Below are 16,938 nucleotides of genomic sequence, written 5' to 3' on the forward strand. Positions count from 1 at the left end.
GCACCGCTACGCGAACCATTTGAAACACTCTCCAGTCACTGCGCGACCTGTCTTCCGGACGGGTGGACCGGGCAGCAGGTGCGGGCCGGACAACGATCGCAGTCCGAGTTCTCGCTGGCCACATAGGCAGGTCCGAGGCTCGAAGCGGCGGCGGTGTGCACCACGTCAAGCCACACCTCGATCCGCTCGGCGTCCAGCGCCTGCTGGACGCGTTCGGTGGCCGCGCCCTTGCGGTCCGACTTCGCGACGTACAGCAGCCGCGCCCCGCCGGGTTCCTCGCCCTCGCCGAACGCGCCCAGCGCGGCGGCCAGCTGGTACACCGCCAGCTGCGGGTGCTCCTCCGCATCGCCCTTGCTGACCGGTGTCTTCCCGGTCTTGACGTCGACCACCACCGGTCGGCCGTCGGCATCGGCCTCCAGCCGGTCCACGCGTCCGCGCAGTCGCAGCCACGGACCGCCCGCCCGGCCCGGAACCGTGACGTCCAGGTCCTTCTCCACGCCGACCTGCGTGAGTTCGGCCCGGGACTGGACCAGCCAGCTCAGGAACGCGTCGAGCATGCCCTCCACGCGCTTGCGCTCCTTGCGGGAGAACCACGGCGCACCGGCGTCAACGGATTCCCAGGCCTCGTCCAGGGCCTTGTGCAGCTGGTCGGTGTCCGCGCCGTCGGCGGCGGCCTGCACGAGCGCGTGCACGAGGGTGCCGGTGACGGAGGCTAGTTCGGCCGTGTCCTGGCCGCCGTGCCGCTCGACCATCCAGCGCAGCGGGCACTTCGCCAAGACGTCCACAGTGGACGGCGACACCTTGACCGGATCGTCACCGGCCACCAGCGGCGTCGAGCTGGAGCTCTCCGGCAACCCGTACCAGGCCTCCGGGCTGGCGCCCGGAACGCCGGCGTTGGCCAGCCGCGCGAGCTGCGCCGCCGCCCGCTGCCGCCGCTGCGGCTCCGCCTCCGCATCGCACACCACCCGCCGCAGCTCGCCGACCAGATCCCCGAGCGCCAGGCCGCGTTCCGGGCGCGCGATCGGCCGCTCCACCGCATCGGGGTCGCTGACCACGCCCTCCAGCTCGTCCAGGAACCGCGAGGGCTGCTCGTCCTCCCCGCGCACCGCGCTGACCAGCAGGTTCCGCCGCGCCCGGCTCGCCGCGACGAGCAGCAGCCGCCGCTCCTCGGCCAGCAGCGGCGCGGTGGCCGACACCCGCTCGGCGTCCACCCCGGACAGCACGTCGACCAGCCGCTCCACGCCGAGCAGTGATCCGCGCAGCCGCAGGTCGGGCCAAATGCCTTCCTGCACACCGGGAATCGCCACGACCTCCCACTCCCGGCCGCTCGCGGCATGCGCCGTCAGCACCGACACGGAGTTGTCCCGGGGGGCGGTGGGCGCCAGCGAGCTACCCGCGATCTGCTGGCTGGTCAGGTAATCCGCGAAACTGGCGACGTCCGCACCCGGCAACCTGTCGACGTACTGGGCGGCCGCGTCGAACAGCGACACCACGGCGTCGAGATCGCGGTCGGCCTGCACCCCGACCGCGCCGTGCCGCTCCGACTGCGCCACCCAGCGCTTCTCCAGACCGCTGGCCTTCCACGCCCGCCACAGCGTTTCTTCCACGGTGTGCCCGGCGGCGACGGAGTCGGCCGTGTTGCGCAGCAGCGCCGCGAGGCGGCGAGCAGGCTCGGCGGCGGAATCTTCCAGAGCAGCGAGGCGGTCGCCGTCCTGCAGCACCTCCACCAGCAGCTCGCCGCTGGCCCGGCTCCCGCCTGCGGCGAGCTCCAGGCGGCGCAGCCCCCGGCGAAGCCGCCGCAGCGCGAGCGGATCGGCGCCGCCGAGCGACGAGGCGAGCAGCTCAGCTGCAGCGTCCGCGTCTAGCGCCTGCGGGCGCGCAGCGCAGCGCAGCAGCGTCAGCAGCGGCCGGACGGCATTGCGCTGCGCTAGCGGAAGGTCGTCGACCGGCAGCGCGATGGGCACACCGGCGGCCAGCAACGCGCGGCGAAGCACCGGAAGCGACAGGCCGGTCGACCGGACCACGACGGCCATGTCCGACCAGGCGATCTCGTCGAGCAGGTGGGCTCGGCGGAGCTGATCCGCCACCCACGCGGCCTCCTGCGCCTCGGTGGCCAGCAGGCGCACCTGGATCGAACCACCTCGCCCGTTCTCGGGCTCGACCAGCTCGCGCTGGGGGCCCGTCCCAGGCAGCCGCGAGGCCAGCCGCTGCACCGCCTCCCGGACCGCCTTGGACATGCGGTGGTCGACGGTGAGGACCTCGGTGTTCGTGCCGTCCGGGTCGGCGTCCAGCAGGCAGCGCGGGTCGGCGCCGCGGAAGGAGTACACGGCCTGGTCGGGGTCGCCGGCCAGCACGAACTCGGTGGCCGTGTCCCCGAGCCGCCGGATCAGCCAGTACTGCTGGGGGTCCAGGTGCTGCGCGTCGTCGACGAGCACGTAGCGCACCCGGTCCTGCTCGGCCGCCAGCAGCCTGGGATCGGTGTCGAACGCCAGCAGCGCCGAGCCGACCAGCTCCGCGGCGTCCAGTGCGGGGGCTTGCGCGCCGCCCGCCCCGCGCAGCAGCGTGACCTGCTCGTACTGCCGCGCGAACCGACCGGCGGCGATCCATTCCGGACGGTTGTGCCGGCGGCCGAGGTTGACCAGCCGCTCGGGCCCGACGCCACGTTCCGCAGCGCGCAGCAGCAGATCCCGCAGTTCCTCGGCGAAGCCGGGCACGGTCAACGCCGGTCGCAGCGTCTCCGGCCAGTCCTTCGCACCGGTCTCGACATCTCCGGCCAGCAGGTCTCGCACGAGTGCGTCCTGGTCCGGGCCGTTGAGCAGCTGCGGGGGCGGTAGCTGGTCGCGCACCGCCTGCAACCGCAGCACCGCGAAGGCGTACGAGTGGACGGTCCGGACCAGCGGTTCGGGTGCGGTGCGCAGTTCTTCCGAAGAACCGGTGAGCAACCTGGTGATCTCGGTGCGCATCCAGGCAGCAGCGCGCCGGCTCCCGGTCAGGACCAGGACGTTCTCCGGCGACACCTCGTGGTTGCGGATGCGGTCGGCGGCCAGCTGCGCGATCAGCGTGCTCTTGCCGGTGCCTGGTCCACCGAGGAGCCGGAGGAGGCCGTAGCGATGCGCCAACGCCCGCTGCCCGGCTGCGTCCCAGTTCGTCCGCCGACGAGTGGTTTCAGCTCGGCGAACGAGGACGGGCGTGGTCGGGGATGGCACGCATCGATGGAATCACGCGCCGACGACAAGGTCGCGCAGGGCTCGCGGATAGCTCCCGCTCAACGGGAAATTAACTGAACCTTTTGGTGGTACAAACCAATTTCCTCCTCTGACAATGTGATGATCGCCACACTTCTTCTCCTGCTGTGACCAGCGGAATCGCGCCCCGGGCGCGATCGAACCCCCGAAGGAGGAACCGTGAGCAAGGTCCGCAAAAGCCTGCTCGGCTGCGCCGCGGTCGCCGGTGCGTTGACCATCGGCGCGGTGCCCGCACTAAGCGCGGAGACCCCGGCCCCGGCCTCGAACACCGCGGCGTCACCGGTCGCCGCGTCCCCGTACCTCTACAACGGCTGGGGCAATCCGCCCAAGCCCGGCGAGGTGATGAGCGCCACCGGCATCAAGGACTTCACCCTGGCCTTCATCCTCTCCGACGGCGGCTGCAACCCGGCCTGGGACGGCACCCGTCCGCTGGACGCCGACAAGGCTGTCATCGACGAGATCCGCGCCGGCGGCGGCGACGTCATCCCGTCCATCGGCGGCTGGGCCGGCAACAAGCTCGGCGAGTTCTGCCAGGACCCGCAGTCGCTGGCCAGCGCCTACCAGAAGGTCATCGACGCCCACGGGCTCAAGGCCATCGACATCGACATCGAGGCCAGCGAGTTCGAGACGCCTGCCGTGCAGGACCGGGTGCTGGAGGCGCTGAAGCTCGCCAAGGAGGCCAACCCGGGCCTGCAGACCGTGGTCACCTTCCCGACGCTGAACACCGGCCCGAACGACGTGGGCAAGCGGATGATCAGCAGGGCCAACGAGATCGGCTCGAACGTCGACGTGTGGACGCAGATGCCGTTCAACTTCGGCGGTTCGGACATGGCGGCCGACACGATCAACGCCACCGAAGGCCTGAAGGAGGTACTCAAGAGCACCTTCGGCTACCGCGACGCGGAGGCCTACGCGCACGCGGGCATCTCGTCGATGAACGGCAAGACCGACGCCGGCGAGACCGTCGACCAGGCCGCGTTCCAGAAGATGGCCGACTACGCCAAGGAGAAGGGCCTCGGCCGCTTCACCTTCTGGTCACTCAACCGGGACCGCCCGTGCGACGGGGGCGGCGCGGACTCCTGCAGCGGCGTCGACCAGCAGCCGTGGGAGTTCACCAAGATCGTGGCGGGCTTCCAGGGCTGATCGCCTCCGAGGACCGACGTTCCCACTGGTCAGGGCCCGTGCGTGTTTCTGGGTGCTATAGCACCGCAAAGTGCTCACGGAGTACCTTCGGGCGCGTGGACGAGGAGACGGTGGAGCAGGTGCGGGCCGTGGTGGCGTCGATCCCGCCCGGATCGGTGCTGTCCTACGGCGACGTGGCCGAGCTCTCGGGCCTGCGGTCGGCGCGACTGGTGGGCCACATCCTCGCCGAGGACGGCGGCGATCTGCCGTGGCACCGCGTCCTGCGCTCCAACGGCACGGTCGCCGACCACCTGCGCCGCCGCCAGCTGGAACTCCTGCGAGCCGAAGGCGTTCTCGCCGACGGAGCCCGCATCGACATGCGCCACTACCGCTGGGGCGCCTGACCCCGAGCGACAAGCACAGAACTGTCCTGATTGGACGAACTACTTCCCCGTGCGCTTCGGCAATTCGTCGGCCACTAGCCGCACCAGGGACGCAGTGCGGGCGCGGTCCGGCATCGTGTACGGCAGGCCCGCGGCGTCGATCGGCGCCGCCGTGACCGGTCCGACGCAGGCGATGAAAACCTTGTTGCGCAACGCTTCTCGGAACGACTCGCCCCGCCCGGTGCGATCCGCACGTGCCAGCAGGTTCGTCGCGGCCGGAGCGCTTGTGAACGGCAGCGCATCCACCTCGCCCCGAACCACTGCGTCGATCAACCGGTCCAGCGCGGGCAGATCCACCGGATCCGTCCACCGGTAGACGGTCACCGGCACCACCTCGGTACCGGCCGCTCGCAAGGCCTCGCGGAACTGCAACATCGGATCGCCGTGCACCTGGAGCACAACCCGCTTCCCGCTGAGATCGCGTGCCAGCAAGTGCTCCAAGACCTCGGCCGACTCCTCCGACGGCGAGGTCCACGACTCCACCAACCCGGCGCCGCGAACCGCGCCCCGCGCCTTCGCACCACGCGCCAGGATCTCGGCCGAGCGCAGCTGAGCCAACAACCGGTCACCGACGCCGTTGGCCTGCGCCGCCTCGATCCAGCCTCGGAACCCGACCCCGGTGACCGCGACGACGTGATCGACCGGCGCGGCCAGGACTTCCTCGGTCGCTGCGGCCAACTCGCCGTCCTCGGGCAACGGCACCGTGTGCATCGCCGCCCCGAAGAGCACGCGGGCACCGCGCCGGGTGAACATCGCCCCGATCTCAGCGGCCTTGCGCTCCGCCGTCACGCCGACGGTGAAGCCGCTCAACACTCCCTGCACGCCCTAATACTCACACAACGCGAGAAGAGCCGGGGGTCAGAGAACTTCGAGAACCATCTGGGAAGCGCGCTCGAGCCCGGTGAGGGTCTGCGAGGACGAGCGCGGGTGCAGGGCGTGCACCGCGAGCCGGAACAGCAGGGCGCGCAGCAGCGCCTGCGGCCAATCGGAGAGGTGCGACCAGCGCTCCACTATGGCCGGGTCGGCACCACCCCACGCCAAGGCGTCGATCACCACCACCGCCGCGGCCCACTCGGCGGACCGCCAGTACGGGTTGAAGTCGATGATGCCGGGCGGCGCGTCCTCTGTGAACAGCACGTTGCCGAACAGGTCCCCGTGCACCACCTGCGGCCGTAGCTGGACCTCCCGCCGAGACCCGGCGAGCACGTCGTAGAGCCGGCCGCCCTTCTCCTGCGGCAGCATGTATTCCTCTTCGCCCCAGGCCATCCGGTCGGCCAAGGCGTAGATGTCCTGCCGCGCCTGGAGGAACCGCGGCCGGGCCAGGAACCGGCTCGCCGAGTGCAGCCGCAGCGACATGGCCACCACGTCGTCGTGCCGGGGCTCCGCCTGCCCTGCGAGGTTCCGGCTGGCCGACCAGCCGGACACCACCCAGCGCCCGTCGGTGGACCGCACCGGGCGGGACACCCGCACCTCGTCGGGATCCAGCAGGTCCAGCGTCTGCGCCACCCATGCGGCCTCGGCCGTGTTGGCGGCGGACTTGAGCACGATCTCGCCGCATCGCCAGGCGACCGCACCATCCAGCGGCTCGGGTTCTTCGACGCGCGCGCCGAATGCCGCGCGCACGTGCGGCGGTGGCGGCTCCGGCGTATGACTCACGAGCGAAACGCTACCTCGATGATCGCGATTTCCGCAGCAGGCCACTCCGTGCGCCGCGAACACGACATGCCGACATACCACGGGCCGGTGGGCGGAAACACCGCCCACCGGCCCGCGAAAACCCGATCAATGACCGGAGATCAGTACGTCGGCAGGCTCGGGTCGACCTGGTTGGCCCAGCCCAGGACGCCGCCGCCGACGTGCACCGCGTCGGCGAAGCCCGCCCGGTGCAGCGCCGCCAGCGCCTCCGCGGAACGGCCACCGGACTTGCAATGCAGGACGATCTTGCGGTCCTGCGGCAACTCGGCCAGCGCCTCGCCGGAGAGGATGCGGTCCTTCGGGATCAGCTTGGAGCCCTCGATCTTGACGATCTCGTACTCGTGCGGCTCCCGGACGTCGATGAGCTCGAACTTCTCGCCCCGGTCGAACATCTCCTTCAGCTCGCGCGGGGTGATCGTGCTGTTCACCGCCGCCTGCTGGGCTTCGTCGGAGACCACGCCGCAGAACGCCTCGTAGTCGATCAGCTCGGTGATCGGCGTCGAGTTCGGGTCCTTGCGGATCTTGACCGTGCGGTAGGTCATCTCCAGCGCGTCGTAGATCATCAGGCGGCCCAGTAGGGTCTCCCCGATGCCGGTGATCAGCTTGATGGCCTCGTTGACCATGATCGAACCGATCGACGCGCACAGCACGCCCAGGACGCCGCCCTCGGCGCAGGACGGCACCATGCCGGGCGGCGGCGGCTCCGGGTACAGGTCGCGGTAGTTCGGTCCGTGCTGGTCCCAGAAGACGCTGGCCTGGCCCTCGAAGCGGAAGATCGAGCCCCACACGTACGGCTTGCCGAGCAGCACCGCGGCGTCGTTCACCAGGTACCGGGTGGCGAAGTTGTCCGTGCCGTCCAGGATCAGGTCGTAGTCGCGGAAGATGTCGAGCGCGTTCTCCGAGGTCAGGTGCGTCTGGTGCAGGTTGACCTTGACGAACGGGTTGACCTCGGCGATGGAGTCGCGGGCCGATTCCGCCTTGGGCCGCCCGAGGTCGGACTGGCCGTGGATGACCTGGCGGTGCAGGTTGGACTCGTCGACCTCGTCGAACTCCACGATGCCGAGCGTGCCCACCCCGGCCGCGGCCAGGTACAGCAGCGCCGGGCTGCCGAGCCCGCCCGCGCCGACCACCAGCACCTTGGCGTTCTTCAGCCGCTTCTGCCCCTCCATCCCGACATCCGGGATGATCAGGTGGCGGCTGTAGCGCGCGACCTCTTCCTTGGTCAGCTCCGACGCCGGTTCGACCAGCGGCGGCAGCGACGATGCGCCGGACATTCCCAGCTCCTCCTCAATGGTCGGTGCCGGCTGCGCTCGGAGCGTGGCAGCGGCACCTCAAGCGTCCCCGGAGGACACCCGAACGGGACCTCACGGAATCTGCAACGCAAGACTCCCCGATGGGCTTCCGCAACCCAAACTACTCCCACGATCCGGGACGGAGAGGCGCCTCGAAATCACGAGCCGCCGGCACCGGCCGTGGGGAACGGCCAGGCGTTGTACTTGCAGACGAAGCCGTCGGCCGGGATCTCGGTCCCCTGGTCGGCGATCTTGTTCAGCTCGTGCAGCTCGTTGTTCGACACACTGAAGGACTGCTGCATCATCACCGGCGCCAGCCCGCCCTGCGAGGGGCAGCCGACGTGCCGGTTGCCGAAGACATGCCCAACCTCGTGGTTGATCGCGTAGCGCTGGTAGTTGCCGATGTCACCTTGGAACGACACCGCGCCGCGAACCCAGCGGGCCCCGTTCAGGTAGACCATGTCGCCCTTGCGGCACGAGCTGTCGTAGGGCACGCCGTTGCGGTAGTCGCACGCTTCGCGGGCGGTCTGCTGGCTGACCAGGATGACCCGGAAGTCCGGGCGCGGGCCGCTGGCGTCCACCCGCTGCAGCGAGATCCCGCCTGCCTGCGGGTTCGTCCAGCTGCGCGGATCGGACAGCGTGGCCTGCACGAGGTTGCCGAACTCGGTGTTCGGGTTTCCGATCTGGGCCTCGATCCCGACCTCGACCTCGACGGTGTACCGGTACAGCTGGCCGGAGCCGGTCACCGAGGAGGTGCCGGGCAGCACCTGGTAGGTGCGCGCGCCGGTCTCCGGGATCTGCCCACCGGGCGGCAGGTCGGCGGAGAAGAGCGCGGGCCCGAAGGTCTGCCCGGGCGGCGCCTCGGTGACAATCGGCTCCTCCGGGGCGTCCGAGACGATCGGGTCGAGGAGTCCGCTGGCCGAGCCGCGTTCGGAGGGGCGAAGGGTCTGGAAGACGGCGAGTGCGCTGACCACGATCAGCAGCGGCACGGCGTAGATCCGCCAGCCGTAGCGGTAGTGCGCCCCCCGGCGGCGGCGCGGCCGGGGGTTGACGTCCTCGTCGGGTTCCGCGGCGTCGTCGACGTGCCCGGGCTCCGGCGACTCGGAGACCGGGTGCCACGACGCGGCCAGCGGCTCGCCTCGGCGGCGATCTCCGGAGCCTGCACGGGCACTTGTCCGCCCCGCCAGTCGGCGGTCGGACGCAGACGCACGAGATCGCAGCGGCGGGCGGTTCACGCCCTAAGCGTGCCATAGGGCCCACGGCACCCTAGGCCACCACTGGCCACTCCGGGTGACCGAAGCACCGAGGACCACACGAAGTGACGCAAACCAGTCACTACCAGGAGTCGGCCTGGACCAGTCCGAGCAGCGCCCGGGCGACCACCCGTGGCCTTTCCATCTGGGCAACGTGCCCCGTTCGGGGCAGCACGAGCAATCGGCCGCGCGGCAGCAGCATCGCGGTGCGCGGCGCCTTGCGGACCGTCACCACCCGGTCTTCGCTGCCCCACACGACCAGGGACGGCGCGGCGATCTCGGGAAGCCGGCGCCACAGCGAGCGCGCGGGCGGGACGAGCCAGGAACGCACCAACTCCGTCGTGGTCCGCCCCAGCGCTGGACCGGACCACGGCAGCCGGCTGCGTTCCTCGAACTCCGCGGCCACCGCGGCGAGCCGGTGCGACGGCACCGCGTCCGGCTCGGCGAAGCACAACCGGAGCAGCTGCTCGGCCCGGGCGGCCGGCGTCACCGCCGCCAGCCCCCGCCGCGTGCGGGCCCCGAGGACCGGCACCATCGCCACCGCGATCCGCGGATCGGAAAGCCGCCGCGGGTTCAGCCGTAGGTCCGGCATGGCAGGCGAGATCAGCGTCAGCGACGCGATCAGATCTGGGCGCAGCGCCGCCACCTCGATGGCCACCGCGGCGCCGAAGGAGTTCCCGGACAGGTGCACCGGCGCGGCGTCGAGCTGTTCCAGGACGGAGATCACCACGTCGGCGTTGGCCTGCCGGGTGAAGCCGAACCCGGGCGGCGGCTCGGAACGCCCGAAGCCCGGCAGGTCCAGGGCGATGCTGCGCAGGTGCCCGGCGAGCAGCCCGGCCAGATCGGTCCAGTTCGTCGACGACCCGGCCAGCCCGTGCAGGTGCACGGCGGTCGCGGCCGTCGGCGACGGCCCCGGCGTCTCGCGCAGGTGCACGCGCATCGGCCCCCAGCGAGTGCCCAGTTCAACGTGCCGACCGGGTGGCGGCATCGCCGTTAGGTCGATCGGCGGGATGCCGTCCGCCACCAGCGGCACCCTCGTCAGGTCGTACCGGTCCGATAGGGCTCGCCGGTGCGGCCAGGCGGCCGGTGTTGTCATGGTCACACCTACAGCATGGCGGTCCGCCCGAGCCCGGATTTCGCTACCTACCTCTACCGGCGAGTAGAGTCAGGCCCCACTGGGTGGCCGGAAGGCCGCCTAGCGAGTGGAAGGAATCGGGTGGAGGCGAGGATGACCGAGACCGCGCAGCCGAGCCGAGGCGTCCGGTTGCCCCGTGACGCACGCCGGGCACAGCTGCTCGAAGCGGCTCAGTACGTTTTCGTGCACAACGGCTACCACGCGGCGGCGATGGACGACATCGCGGAGCGCGCGGGGGTCAGCAAGCCGGTCCTCTACCAGCACTTCCCGGGCAAGCTGGAGCTCTATCTCGCGCTATTGGAGACGCACGGCAACGAGCTGGTGCGCCGGGTCCGCGAGGCCATCGAGTCCACCCCGGACAACAAGCTGCGGGTGCGGGCCGCGATCGGTGCGCTGTACGAGTTCGTGGCCGGCGAGGGGCAGGCGTTCCGGCTGGTCTTCGAATCGGACCTGCGCGGCGAACCGGCCGTGGAGAAGGCCGTGGAGGGCGCCCTGTCCGGGTGCATTAACGCGATCACCGAGGCGGTCACGGCGGACGCGGGGCTGGACGCGGAGCGCGCGCGGCTGCTGGCGGTGGGCCTGGTCGGCCTCAGCCAGGTGACCGCGCGCTACTGGCTGGACGCGAGGGAGACGATCTCCCGCGACGAAGCGGTGAGCCTGATGTCCACCCTCGCCTGGAAGGGCCTGGCGGGCTTCCCCCTGCAGAACCCCTGACCCCGGCGGACCGCAATTTCAATGGAAATCAGAGGTCCGATTTCCATTGAAATCGAAGAAGTTGTCCACAGCCACCGGCGTGTCGTGACCCGACACGCCGTCATCCCGCAATTTCCATTGGGGTTTTTTCATCCTGTTTGTTCTGGTGGTGGGGGGTTGACGGGGTGGGGTGGGGTGTGTGTGGGCTGGTCAGGGGCGATGATCATTTTTGATGATCGTTTGTCAGCGGGTGATTTCGAGGTTGGTCAGCACCAGCAGGGCCCGTAGTAGGCGGGTGGCGTTGGCTGCGTGCATGCGTAGGCGGGTGAGGATGCGCCAGTTTTTGAGGTCGGCGAAGCCGTGTTCGCAGGTGGCGCGTTCGCGGGCAACGAGTTGGTTGGCTTGTTTCTGGGCGTCGGTGAGCGGGTGGGCGCGGGCGGCGCGGCGGCCGATGATGATCACGGGTTCGTCGGGGTCGTCTTCCAGTCCGGTGAATCCGAGGTCGCACATCGCGCCGAGTTCGGCGTCCCGGAGTGCGGTGGTGATGTTGTTGTGGCGGGCGGTGGTGACTTCCGAGGCCCGCCCTGGTTTGGCCGCAGAGAACCACAACAGGTTGCCTTTGTGGTCGGTGAGGGCGAGAAACAGCAGGCCGTGGGCTTTGTGTTTGCCGCTGTAGTTGCGCCGGTTGTTCTTGCCGGTGCGGCGCTGGGTGCGCACCAGGGTGCCATCCAGCAGCACGACCTCACCCCCGCCGCGGGCCACTTTGCTCAGGACGCGGTCCAGGCGCGGGGCACGGGCGGCCAGCAGGTCGATGACCTCCAGCACCCAGCGGCGGATCGTCGAGGCCGACACCCTGTTGCCGCCGGCGATGTCCAGCAGCCGCTGGTCGTGACGCAGCACCGCGAGCACGATGATCGCCTGCGTACCAGGGGTCACCTTGCGCCAGCGAGAGCGGATTTTCCTGCAGTGCGTGGTGATCAGCGAGGCGAGGTAGTCGATCGTGGCCCTCGACACGGGAAGTTGGGCTTGGTACACAATGGGTTCGGTGCCCTCGGCGGGGCTGGATTGGGTTTTCACACACTCCCCAACCCCGCCGGGGGCACTCTCGTTGCAGCCAACCGGCCATGATCATCGTCACATCTTCTCCGCGACCACGGCCACCGTCAGATGATCTTGATAAATGATCATGGCCCTGGCCAGCCCGCCCACACCACGCCACCCACGACCACACCCTCTGACCAGCCAAGATCAGGATGAAAAAAGCCCATTGAAATTGGGACTTCGATTTCAATTGGAAATTGCGGGGTGGCGGGTCAGCGGAGGGCGCGGGTTGACGAGTTCTGCGATGCGGTCGGTTACCTCGTCTGACCTATCCAGCGGCAGCATGTGCCCCGCGCCCGCGTAGATCAGCAGCATGGCTCCCGGGAGGGCGTCCGTGATGCGCCGCGAATGCGGGCCATGATCATCATGCCGCCCATCGAGTGCTTGGCGAGCACCACCAGCCCCTCCGGGACCCGCTCCGCGATCGGCTCCGCCAGGTCGTCGGCGCACCGCTGGATGCTCCCGCCGTGCCCCCGCAGGTCGAACCGCACGGTCCGCAACGAGGTCCCGGCCGCCTTCGGCAGGCCGGTCGCCACCCGGCCCCAGGTGTGCTTGGTCAGGGTCCAGCCGTGCACGAAGACGACGGTGATCGGGGCGTCGGCGGGGCCTTCGTCGAGCACCCGCTTCACCACCATCGCGTCCTCGGTGTATCACCCGCAAACCTGCGGCAAGAACGAACGCGCCCACCGGGCTCCGTCGCTGGTCGTGAATTCATCGGCGGTCATCGTGCGTAAGTTCGCTCCCTCATCGGATCAGGTAGGCCTTCCTCCACCAGCGCATGCCCGGTTTGCCGACGAGCCCGGCCTCGTCCGGGAAGGCCATGATCTTCTCGCCGCCCCAGTGCAGGGTGTCCTGGAAATTGGGGTTGGCCCAGGCCGCCTGGCAGCCGTCGCGCGGCCGGATCCCGACCGCCTTGTAGACGTGCGGGTTGATCAGGCTGAGGCAGTACGACACGAGCGCGGTCCAGTACTGGTGGCAGGCGCGCTCCGCGGCGTTGCACTCGGCCATTCGCCGCACGACCTCGTCCCGACGAGCACGCGATGCCCGAGGAGGCGGAGGAGGACCATGCCTGATCACGACCACGACGAGGACGGCCACCGAGGACCGGCCACGGTGGTCGCCGAGGACCGGGAGATCGCGGTCGACGTGGTGCTGCGCTTCCGGCCCATCGACGGCAAGTTCCGCTGGTACGGGCGCCTGGCCACGCAGCAGGAGGTCGCCGATTTCGCCGCGCAGCACAAGAAGGACCGTGGTGCTGCGCACTCGGACCGGAGAGGCGGCGGGCACCCTCTCCAACCCGGACCCCTGGGGCCGCTACCGGATCACCGGCACCGGCCGCCCGCCCTTCCCGATCCCCACCGAACTGGACTGAACGGCGAAGGGCATCTTCGAGCGACTACGCCGCCCGAAGATGCCCTCCACCGCCGGTCAGGTGAAGCGTGAGGGGCACCCTCGGCCGAGGGTGCCCCTCACGCGGAAGAACCAGGTCAGCTGACGCCGAAGCCGACGCGCGGCAGCGCCGCCGGGCCGATCTCGACGTAGGCGACCTTGGTAGACGGGACGATGATGCGACGCCCCTTCTCATCGGTCAGCGCCAGCACGCCGTCAGCGTTCTTCAGCGCGTCGGCGACCAGCGACTCGACCTCTTCCTGGGACTGTCCGCTGGCGACCGTCAGCTCGCGCGGGCTGTCCACGACGCCGATCTTGACCTCCACGCCGAACCTCCGTTGAGCACTCGTATCCAATGGGACGCGGCAAGGCTATCCCAGGTCCCATCGCGATCGGGCAACGAAGCCCGGCGAGCAGATATTCCGCTGCGGATCCAGCGCGCACCTCCGAACGAAGTCAGCCCCGAGGGCCGGCAGTTCTAGCGCCTGTCCTAGAACCTGGTCTTGCCTTTGAAGCGGCGAAGCCGCTTAGCCCTGCGCGACCGGCACCGCCGCGGGGTTCTCAGATGGCATCTGGCGAGGACAGCCCCGAAGCCGCGTACTGGTTCCGGGGATCCCGGAGACCAGACGGCGTCCGAGGTTCCGTCACCCGCACGCCACGCAAGGCGAGCCTGGAAGTGGGGTGCGTCAGCCCAGGCCGAGCCGAGCCATCCGCTTGGTGTGGTTGTTCTGCAACCGCCGGAACATCGCCGCTATGCCCGTGAGGTTCCCGGATCCCTTGATGATCAGCTCAGCCAGCGCGTCGCGCTCCGCGACCACCCGCTGCGCCTGCGTCATGGCCTCGCCCAGCAGCCGCCGCCCCCACAGGGTCAGCTTGTCCCGCAGCTTGCGGTCCTCCTCGCAGGCCGCCTGAACCTCGCGCTCGGCGAACGCCGAGTGACCGGTGTCGGCGAGCACCGTCAGCACCAGCCCCCGCGAGGTCGGGTCCAGCCACTCCGCGACCTCGCGGTAGAAATCGGCCGCCAAGCCGTCCCCGACGTAGGCCTTGACAAGTGATTCCAACCACGAATGCGGCGCGGTCGACTCGTTGAACGCCTCGAACGGCGCCGCGAACGGCTGCATCACCTCGTCGATCGCCACGCCGCGCCCGGCCAGGTGCTCTTCGAGCAGCCGGTAGTGGCCGATCTCCGCGGCGGCCATGCTGGCCAGCGCCGCGCGGCCGGTCAGCGTGGGCGCGGTGCGCGCGTCCTCGGCAAGGCGGTCGAAGGCCGACAGCTCTCCGTAGGCCAGCGCCGCGAGCAGATCCACGACGCCTTCCTCGTAACGCTCGTCACTTTCACCGGGCAACGTGGCGCGCTGGTCAGCCTCATTCATGGCTGCGAGCCTAACCGGCGGCACACCCGAGTAATACGCACCACGGCGAGAACGGCCGGCGAACAGGTATCCTCGGGTCTCGGAGGAGCTTCGGCGTCCGGCGGCGCGGTCGACGATCTGGTCGTTCACCGTGGGGCTGGCTCCCCGAACGTCACGATCTGGGCGACTCTCGCCCGAGCGGGACGGCCCCCGGACCACTGCCGGCGCGAACGCGGCCCGAGCGATCCGCTCGTCGGCTTTGGCGCGCATGCGACGCCGAGAGAAACGAACCAACAGCGGATCAACCGCTGAGCGAACAGAGGCGCGCACCATCACGTCGGTGACCACGAGCACGAAGAGCGGCCGCGACCAGCGAGCCGCCGTGCCGGGAGGACGTCGCCACGGATCGGCCCGGACCGGGACGCGTGCGCGCAGGTACCGAGAGAGGCGATCACTCTGACGTTCACCAACAGCCAGGCCCCCGACGGCCTCGAAGATCACAGCGGGGGCGGCAGCCCCGACATCACGGACCTCGAGCACCGCGAGTCCGGTGCCCCCGAAGCCGGAGATGCCGCACCCCTGAAGGCCGGCACCGCCGGCGACCCTGACACCCCGACCTTCGCCGAGCTGGACGTGCACCCGGACATCGTCCGCGCGCTGCGCGAAGCCGGCATCGAGCGAACCTTCGCCATCCAGGAGCTGACCCTGCCGCTGGCGATGCAGGGCGAAGACCTGATCGGCCAGGCCCGCACGGGCACCGGCAAGACCCTCGGCTTCGGCGTCCCGCTGCTGCACCGCCTGCAGCTGCCCGGCGACGGCACCCCGCAGGCGCTCATCGTGGTGCCGACCCGCGAGCTGTGCCTGCAGGTCACCCGCGACCTCACCGACGCTGGCAAGCATCTGGGCGTGCGCACCGTCGCCGTCTACGGCGGCCGCCCCTACGAGGAGCAGATCTCCGCGCTGCGCAAGGGCGTCGACGTGGTCGTCGGCACCCCGGGCCGCCTGCTCGACCTGGCCGAACAGCGCCACCTGGTGCTCGGCAAGGTCCGCGGGCTGGTGCTCGACGAGGCCGACGAGATGCTCGACCTCGGGTTCCTGCCGGACATCGAGCGCATCCTGCACATGGTCCCCGATCAGCGGCAGACGATGCTGTTCTCGGCCACCATGCCGGGCCCGATCCTGACCCTGGCCCGCACGTTCATGACGCAGCCCACGCACATCCGGGCCGAGCAGGCCGACGAGAGCGCGGTGCACGAGCGCACCCGGCAGTTCATCTACCGGGCGCACGCCATGGACAAGACCGAGCTGATCGCGAAGGCCCTGCAGGCCACCGATCGCGGCCTGGCGATGATCTTCAGCCGGACCAAGCGGACCGCCCAGAAGCTCGCCGACGAACTCACCGAGCGCGGCTTCGCGGCCGGCGCGGTGCACGGCGACCTCGGGCAGGGCGCGCGCGAGAAGGCACTGCGCGCGTTCCGCTCCGGCAAGGTCGACATCCTGGTGGCCACCGACGTCGCGGCCCGCGGCATCGACGTCGCCGGCGTGACCCACGTGATCAACCTGCAGTGCACGGACGACGAGAAGACCTACGTGCACCGCATCGGCCGCACCGGCCGCGCCGGGCGCGAAGGCGTCGCGATCACGCTGGTCGACTGGGACGACGAGCCCCGCTGGAAGCTGATCAGCGACACGCTCGGCCTCGGCAAGCCCGAGCCCGTCGAGACCTACTCGACCTCGCCGCACCTGTTCAGCGACCTCGACATCCCAGCGGACGTCACCGGCCGGCTGCCGCTGGCCAAGCGCACCCGCGCGGGCCTGGACGCCGAACCCGAAACAGAGGGCGAAGCCAAGCGACCCCGCCTCGCCCGGCGCCGCACCCGCGGCGGAGCGGACCAGCGCACCGGCGACACCGAAACCGGTGCCCGCCAGGACAGCGACGCCGAAACCCGGCCCGCCCGGCGGCGGCAGCGCCGCCGCACCCGCAGCGGTGCCGAAGCCGCCCCGCAGCCGGCGGAAGCGCCCGCCCCAGGAGGCGAAGCCGACGCCGGCGAACGCCCCCGCCGCAGGCGCCGCAGGCGCCGCCCGGGCGAGCCGACCGGCGAAGCCGGCAACGCCGCGCGCAGCGGCAACGCCGAGGGCGCCGCGTAGCGCGAGTCGAGACCCGTGAGCCGGATGGAGCGCGAAGCGCTCCGACGGCTCGCGGGTCAAGCTTTGAGCG

The 16,938-nt window shown here is 70.4% G+C and carries 16 protein-coding genes and 1 pseudogene; 6 read left to right on the forward strand and 11 right to left on the reverse strand.

The window, feature by feature from the left end; genetic code table 11:
* Window positions 1-35 precede the first annotated feature (35 nt).
* Window positions 36-3,206: an ATP-dependent helicase gene (locus DL519_RS25135; protein ID WP_190818432.1), complete on the reverse strand. Its 3,171-nt coding sequence runs from the start codon at window positions 3,204-3,206 to the stop codon at window positions 36-38.
* A gap of 198 nt (window positions 3,207-3,404) precedes the next feature.
* Here DL519_RS25135 and DL519_RS25140 point away from each other — a divergent pair, with 198 nt between their 5' ends.
* Window positions 3,405-4,388 (forward strand): chitinase, encoded by a 984-nt coding sequence (locus DL519_RS25140; protein WP_190818435.1) that lies wholly within the window; start codon window positions 3,405-3,407, stop codon window positions 4,386-4,388.
* A 95-nt stretch (window positions 4,389-4,483) separates the two neighbouring features.
* Window positions 4,484-4,771, forward strand: coding sequence for an MGMT family protein (locus DL519_RS25145; RefSeq protein WP_190818436.1), 288 nt, complete (start codon window positions 4,484-4,486; stop codon window positions 4,769-4,771).
* 39 nt (window positions 4,772-4,810) lie between these two features.
* Here DL519_RS25145 and DL519_RS25150 read toward each other — a convergent pair whose 3' ends face one another.
* The 5 genes from DL519_RS25150 to DL519_RS25170 all read right to left on the reverse strand — a co-directional run bounded on the left by DL519_RS25150 (window position 4,811) and on the right by DL519_RS25170 (window position 10,146).
* Window positions 4,811-5,632 (reverse strand): uroporphyrinogen-III synthase, encoded by an 822-nt coding sequence (locus DL519_RS25150; RefSeq protein WP_190818439.1) that lies wholly within the window; start codon window positions 5,630-5,632, stop codon window positions 4,811-4,813.
* 36 nt (window positions 5,633-5,668) lie between these two features.
* On the reverse strand, window positions 5,669-6,466 hold the full coding sequence (locus DL519_RS25155; RefSeq protein WP_190818441.1) for a TIGR02569 family protein: 798 nt from the start codon (window positions 6,464-6,466) through the stop codon (window positions 5,669-5,671).
* A gap of 140 nt (window positions 6,467-6,606) precedes the next feature.
* Complete coding sequence (moeZ, locus tag DL519_RS25160) at window positions 6,607-7,779, reverse strand: adenylyltransferase/sulfurtransferase MoeZ (protein ID WP_190818443.1); 1,173 nt, start codon at window positions 7,777-7,779, stop codon at window positions 6,607-6,609.
* A 176-nt stretch (window positions 7,780-7,955) separates the two neighbouring features.
* Window positions 7,956-9,032: a DUF3152 domain-containing protein gene (locus DL519_RS25165; RefSeq protein ID WP_223839528.1), complete on the reverse strand. Its 1,077-nt coding sequence runs from the start codon at window positions 9,030-9,032 to the stop codon at window positions 7,956-7,958.
* A gap of 100 nt (window positions 9,033-9,132) precedes the next feature.
* On the reverse strand, window positions 9,133-10,146 hold the full coding sequence (locus DL519_RS25170) for an alpha/beta fold hydrolase (protein WP_223839529.1): 1,014 nt from the start codon (window positions 10,144-10,146) through the stop codon (window positions 9,133-9,135).
* 132 nt (window positions 10,147-10,278) lie between these two features.
* Between DL519_RS25170 and DL519_RS25175 the strand changes: the two genes are divergently transcribed.
* Complete coding sequence (locus DL519_RS25175; protein WP_190818445.1) at window positions 10,279-10,899, forward strand: TetR/AcrR family transcriptional regulator; 621 nt, start codon at window positions 10,279-10,281, stop codon at window positions 10,897-10,899.
* Between the two features lie 222 nt (window positions 10,900-11,121).
* On the opposite strand, the gene DL519_RS25180 is transcribed toward DL519_RS25175, so the two are convergent.
* The 3 genes from DL519_RS25180 to DL519_RS47190 all read right to left on the reverse strand — a co-directional run bounded on the left by DL519_RS25180 (window position 11,122) and on the right by DL519_RS47190 (window position 13,077).
* A complete protein-coding gene (locus DL519_RS25180) occupies window positions 11,122-11,955 on the reverse strand; it encodes a transposase family protein (RefSeq protein ID WP_190818447.1) in 834 nt (277 codons plus the stop codon).
* Window positions 11,956-12,284: 329 nt separating this feature from the next.
* A complete protein-coding gene (locus DL519_RS25185) occupies window positions 12,285-12,614 on the reverse strand; it encodes an alpha/beta fold hydrolase (RefSeq protein WP_190818449.1) in 330 nt (109 codons plus the stop codon).
* A gap of 109 nt (window positions 12,615-12,723) precedes the next feature.
* Window positions 12,724-13,077 carry a diiron oxygenase gene (locus tag DL519_RS47190; protein WP_317891445.1) on the reverse strand — a complete coding sequence of 118 codons (354 nt, stop codon included), beginning with the start codon at window positions 13,075-13,077 and terminating at the stop codon, window positions 12,724-12,726.
* Between DL519_RS47190 and DL519_RS49485 the strand changes: the two are divergent.
* A pseudogene (locus DL519_RS49485) lies at window positions 13,045-13,152 on the forward strand (DUF4873 domain-containing protein); the annotation flags it as partial. The gene DL519_RS47190 and the pseudogene DL519_RS49485 overlap by 33 nt on opposite strands.
* A gap of 79 nt (window positions 13,153-13,231) precedes the next feature.
* The gene (locus DL519_RS49490; protein WP_317891391.1) at window positions 13,232-13,351 is read left to right on the forward strand and encodes a DUF4873 domain-containing protein; all 120 of its coding nucleotides are present in this window, start codon (window positions 13,232-13,234) and stop codon (window positions 13,349-13,351) included.
* A gap of 115 nt (window positions 13,352-13,466) precedes the next feature.
* Here the strand turns inward: DL519_RS49490 and DL519_RS25200 are convergent, their stop codons facing one another.
* Window positions 13,467-13,694 (reverse strand): DUF3107 domain-containing protein, encoded by a 228-nt coding sequence (locus DL519_RS25200; protein WP_010693996.1) that lies wholly within the window; start codon window positions 13,692-13,694, stop codon window positions 13,467-13,469.
* A gap of 360 nt (window positions 13,695-14,054) precedes the next feature.
* The gene (locus DL519_RS25205; protein WP_190818451.1) at window positions 14,055-14,741 is read right to left on the reverse strand and encodes a ferritin-like fold-containing protein; all 687 of its coding nucleotides are present in this window, start codon (window positions 14,739-14,741) and stop codon (window positions 14,055-14,057) included.
* 384 nt (window positions 14,742-15,125) lie between these two features.
* Here DL519_RS25205 and DL519_RS25210 point away from each other — a divergent pair, with 384 nt between their 5' ends.
* The gene (locus tag DL519_RS25210; protein ID WP_397545071.1) at window positions 15,126-16,868 is read left to right on the forward strand and encodes a DEAD/DEAH box helicase; all 1,743 of its coding nucleotides are present in this window, start codon (window positions 15,126-15,128) and stop codon (window positions 16,866-16,868) included.
* Window positions 16,869-16,938: the final 70 nt, after the last annotated feature.

The organism is Saccharopolyspora pogona (assembly GCF_014697215.1).
GTDB lineage: Bacteria > Actinomycetota > Actinomycetes > Mycobacteriales > Pseudonocardiaceae > Saccharopolyspora > Saccharopolyspora hattusasensis.

Bases quoted from the DNA above. Each gene is read 5' to 3' on its own strand.
- moeZ (WP_190818443.1), bottom strand. From the start codon at position 7,779: ATGTCCGGCGCATCGTCGCTGCCGCCGCTGGTCGAACCGGCGTCGGAG.
- DL519_RS25170 (WP_223839529.1), bottom strand. From the start codon at position 10,146: ATGACAACACCGGCCGCCTGGCCGCACCGGCGAGCCCTATCGGACCGG.
- DL519_RS25175 (WP_190818445.1), top strand. From the start codon at position 10,279: ATGACCGAGACCGCGCAGCCGAGCCGAGGCGTCCGGTTGCCCCGTGAC.
- DL519_RS25185 (WP_190818449.1), bottom strand. From the start codon at position 12,614: ATGGTGGTGAAGCGGGTGCTCGACGAAGGCCCCGCCGACGCCCCGATC.
- DL519_RS25205 (WP_190818451.1), bottom strand. From the start codon at position 14,741: ATGAATGAGGCTGACCAGCGCGCCACGTTGCCCGGTGAAAGTGACGAG.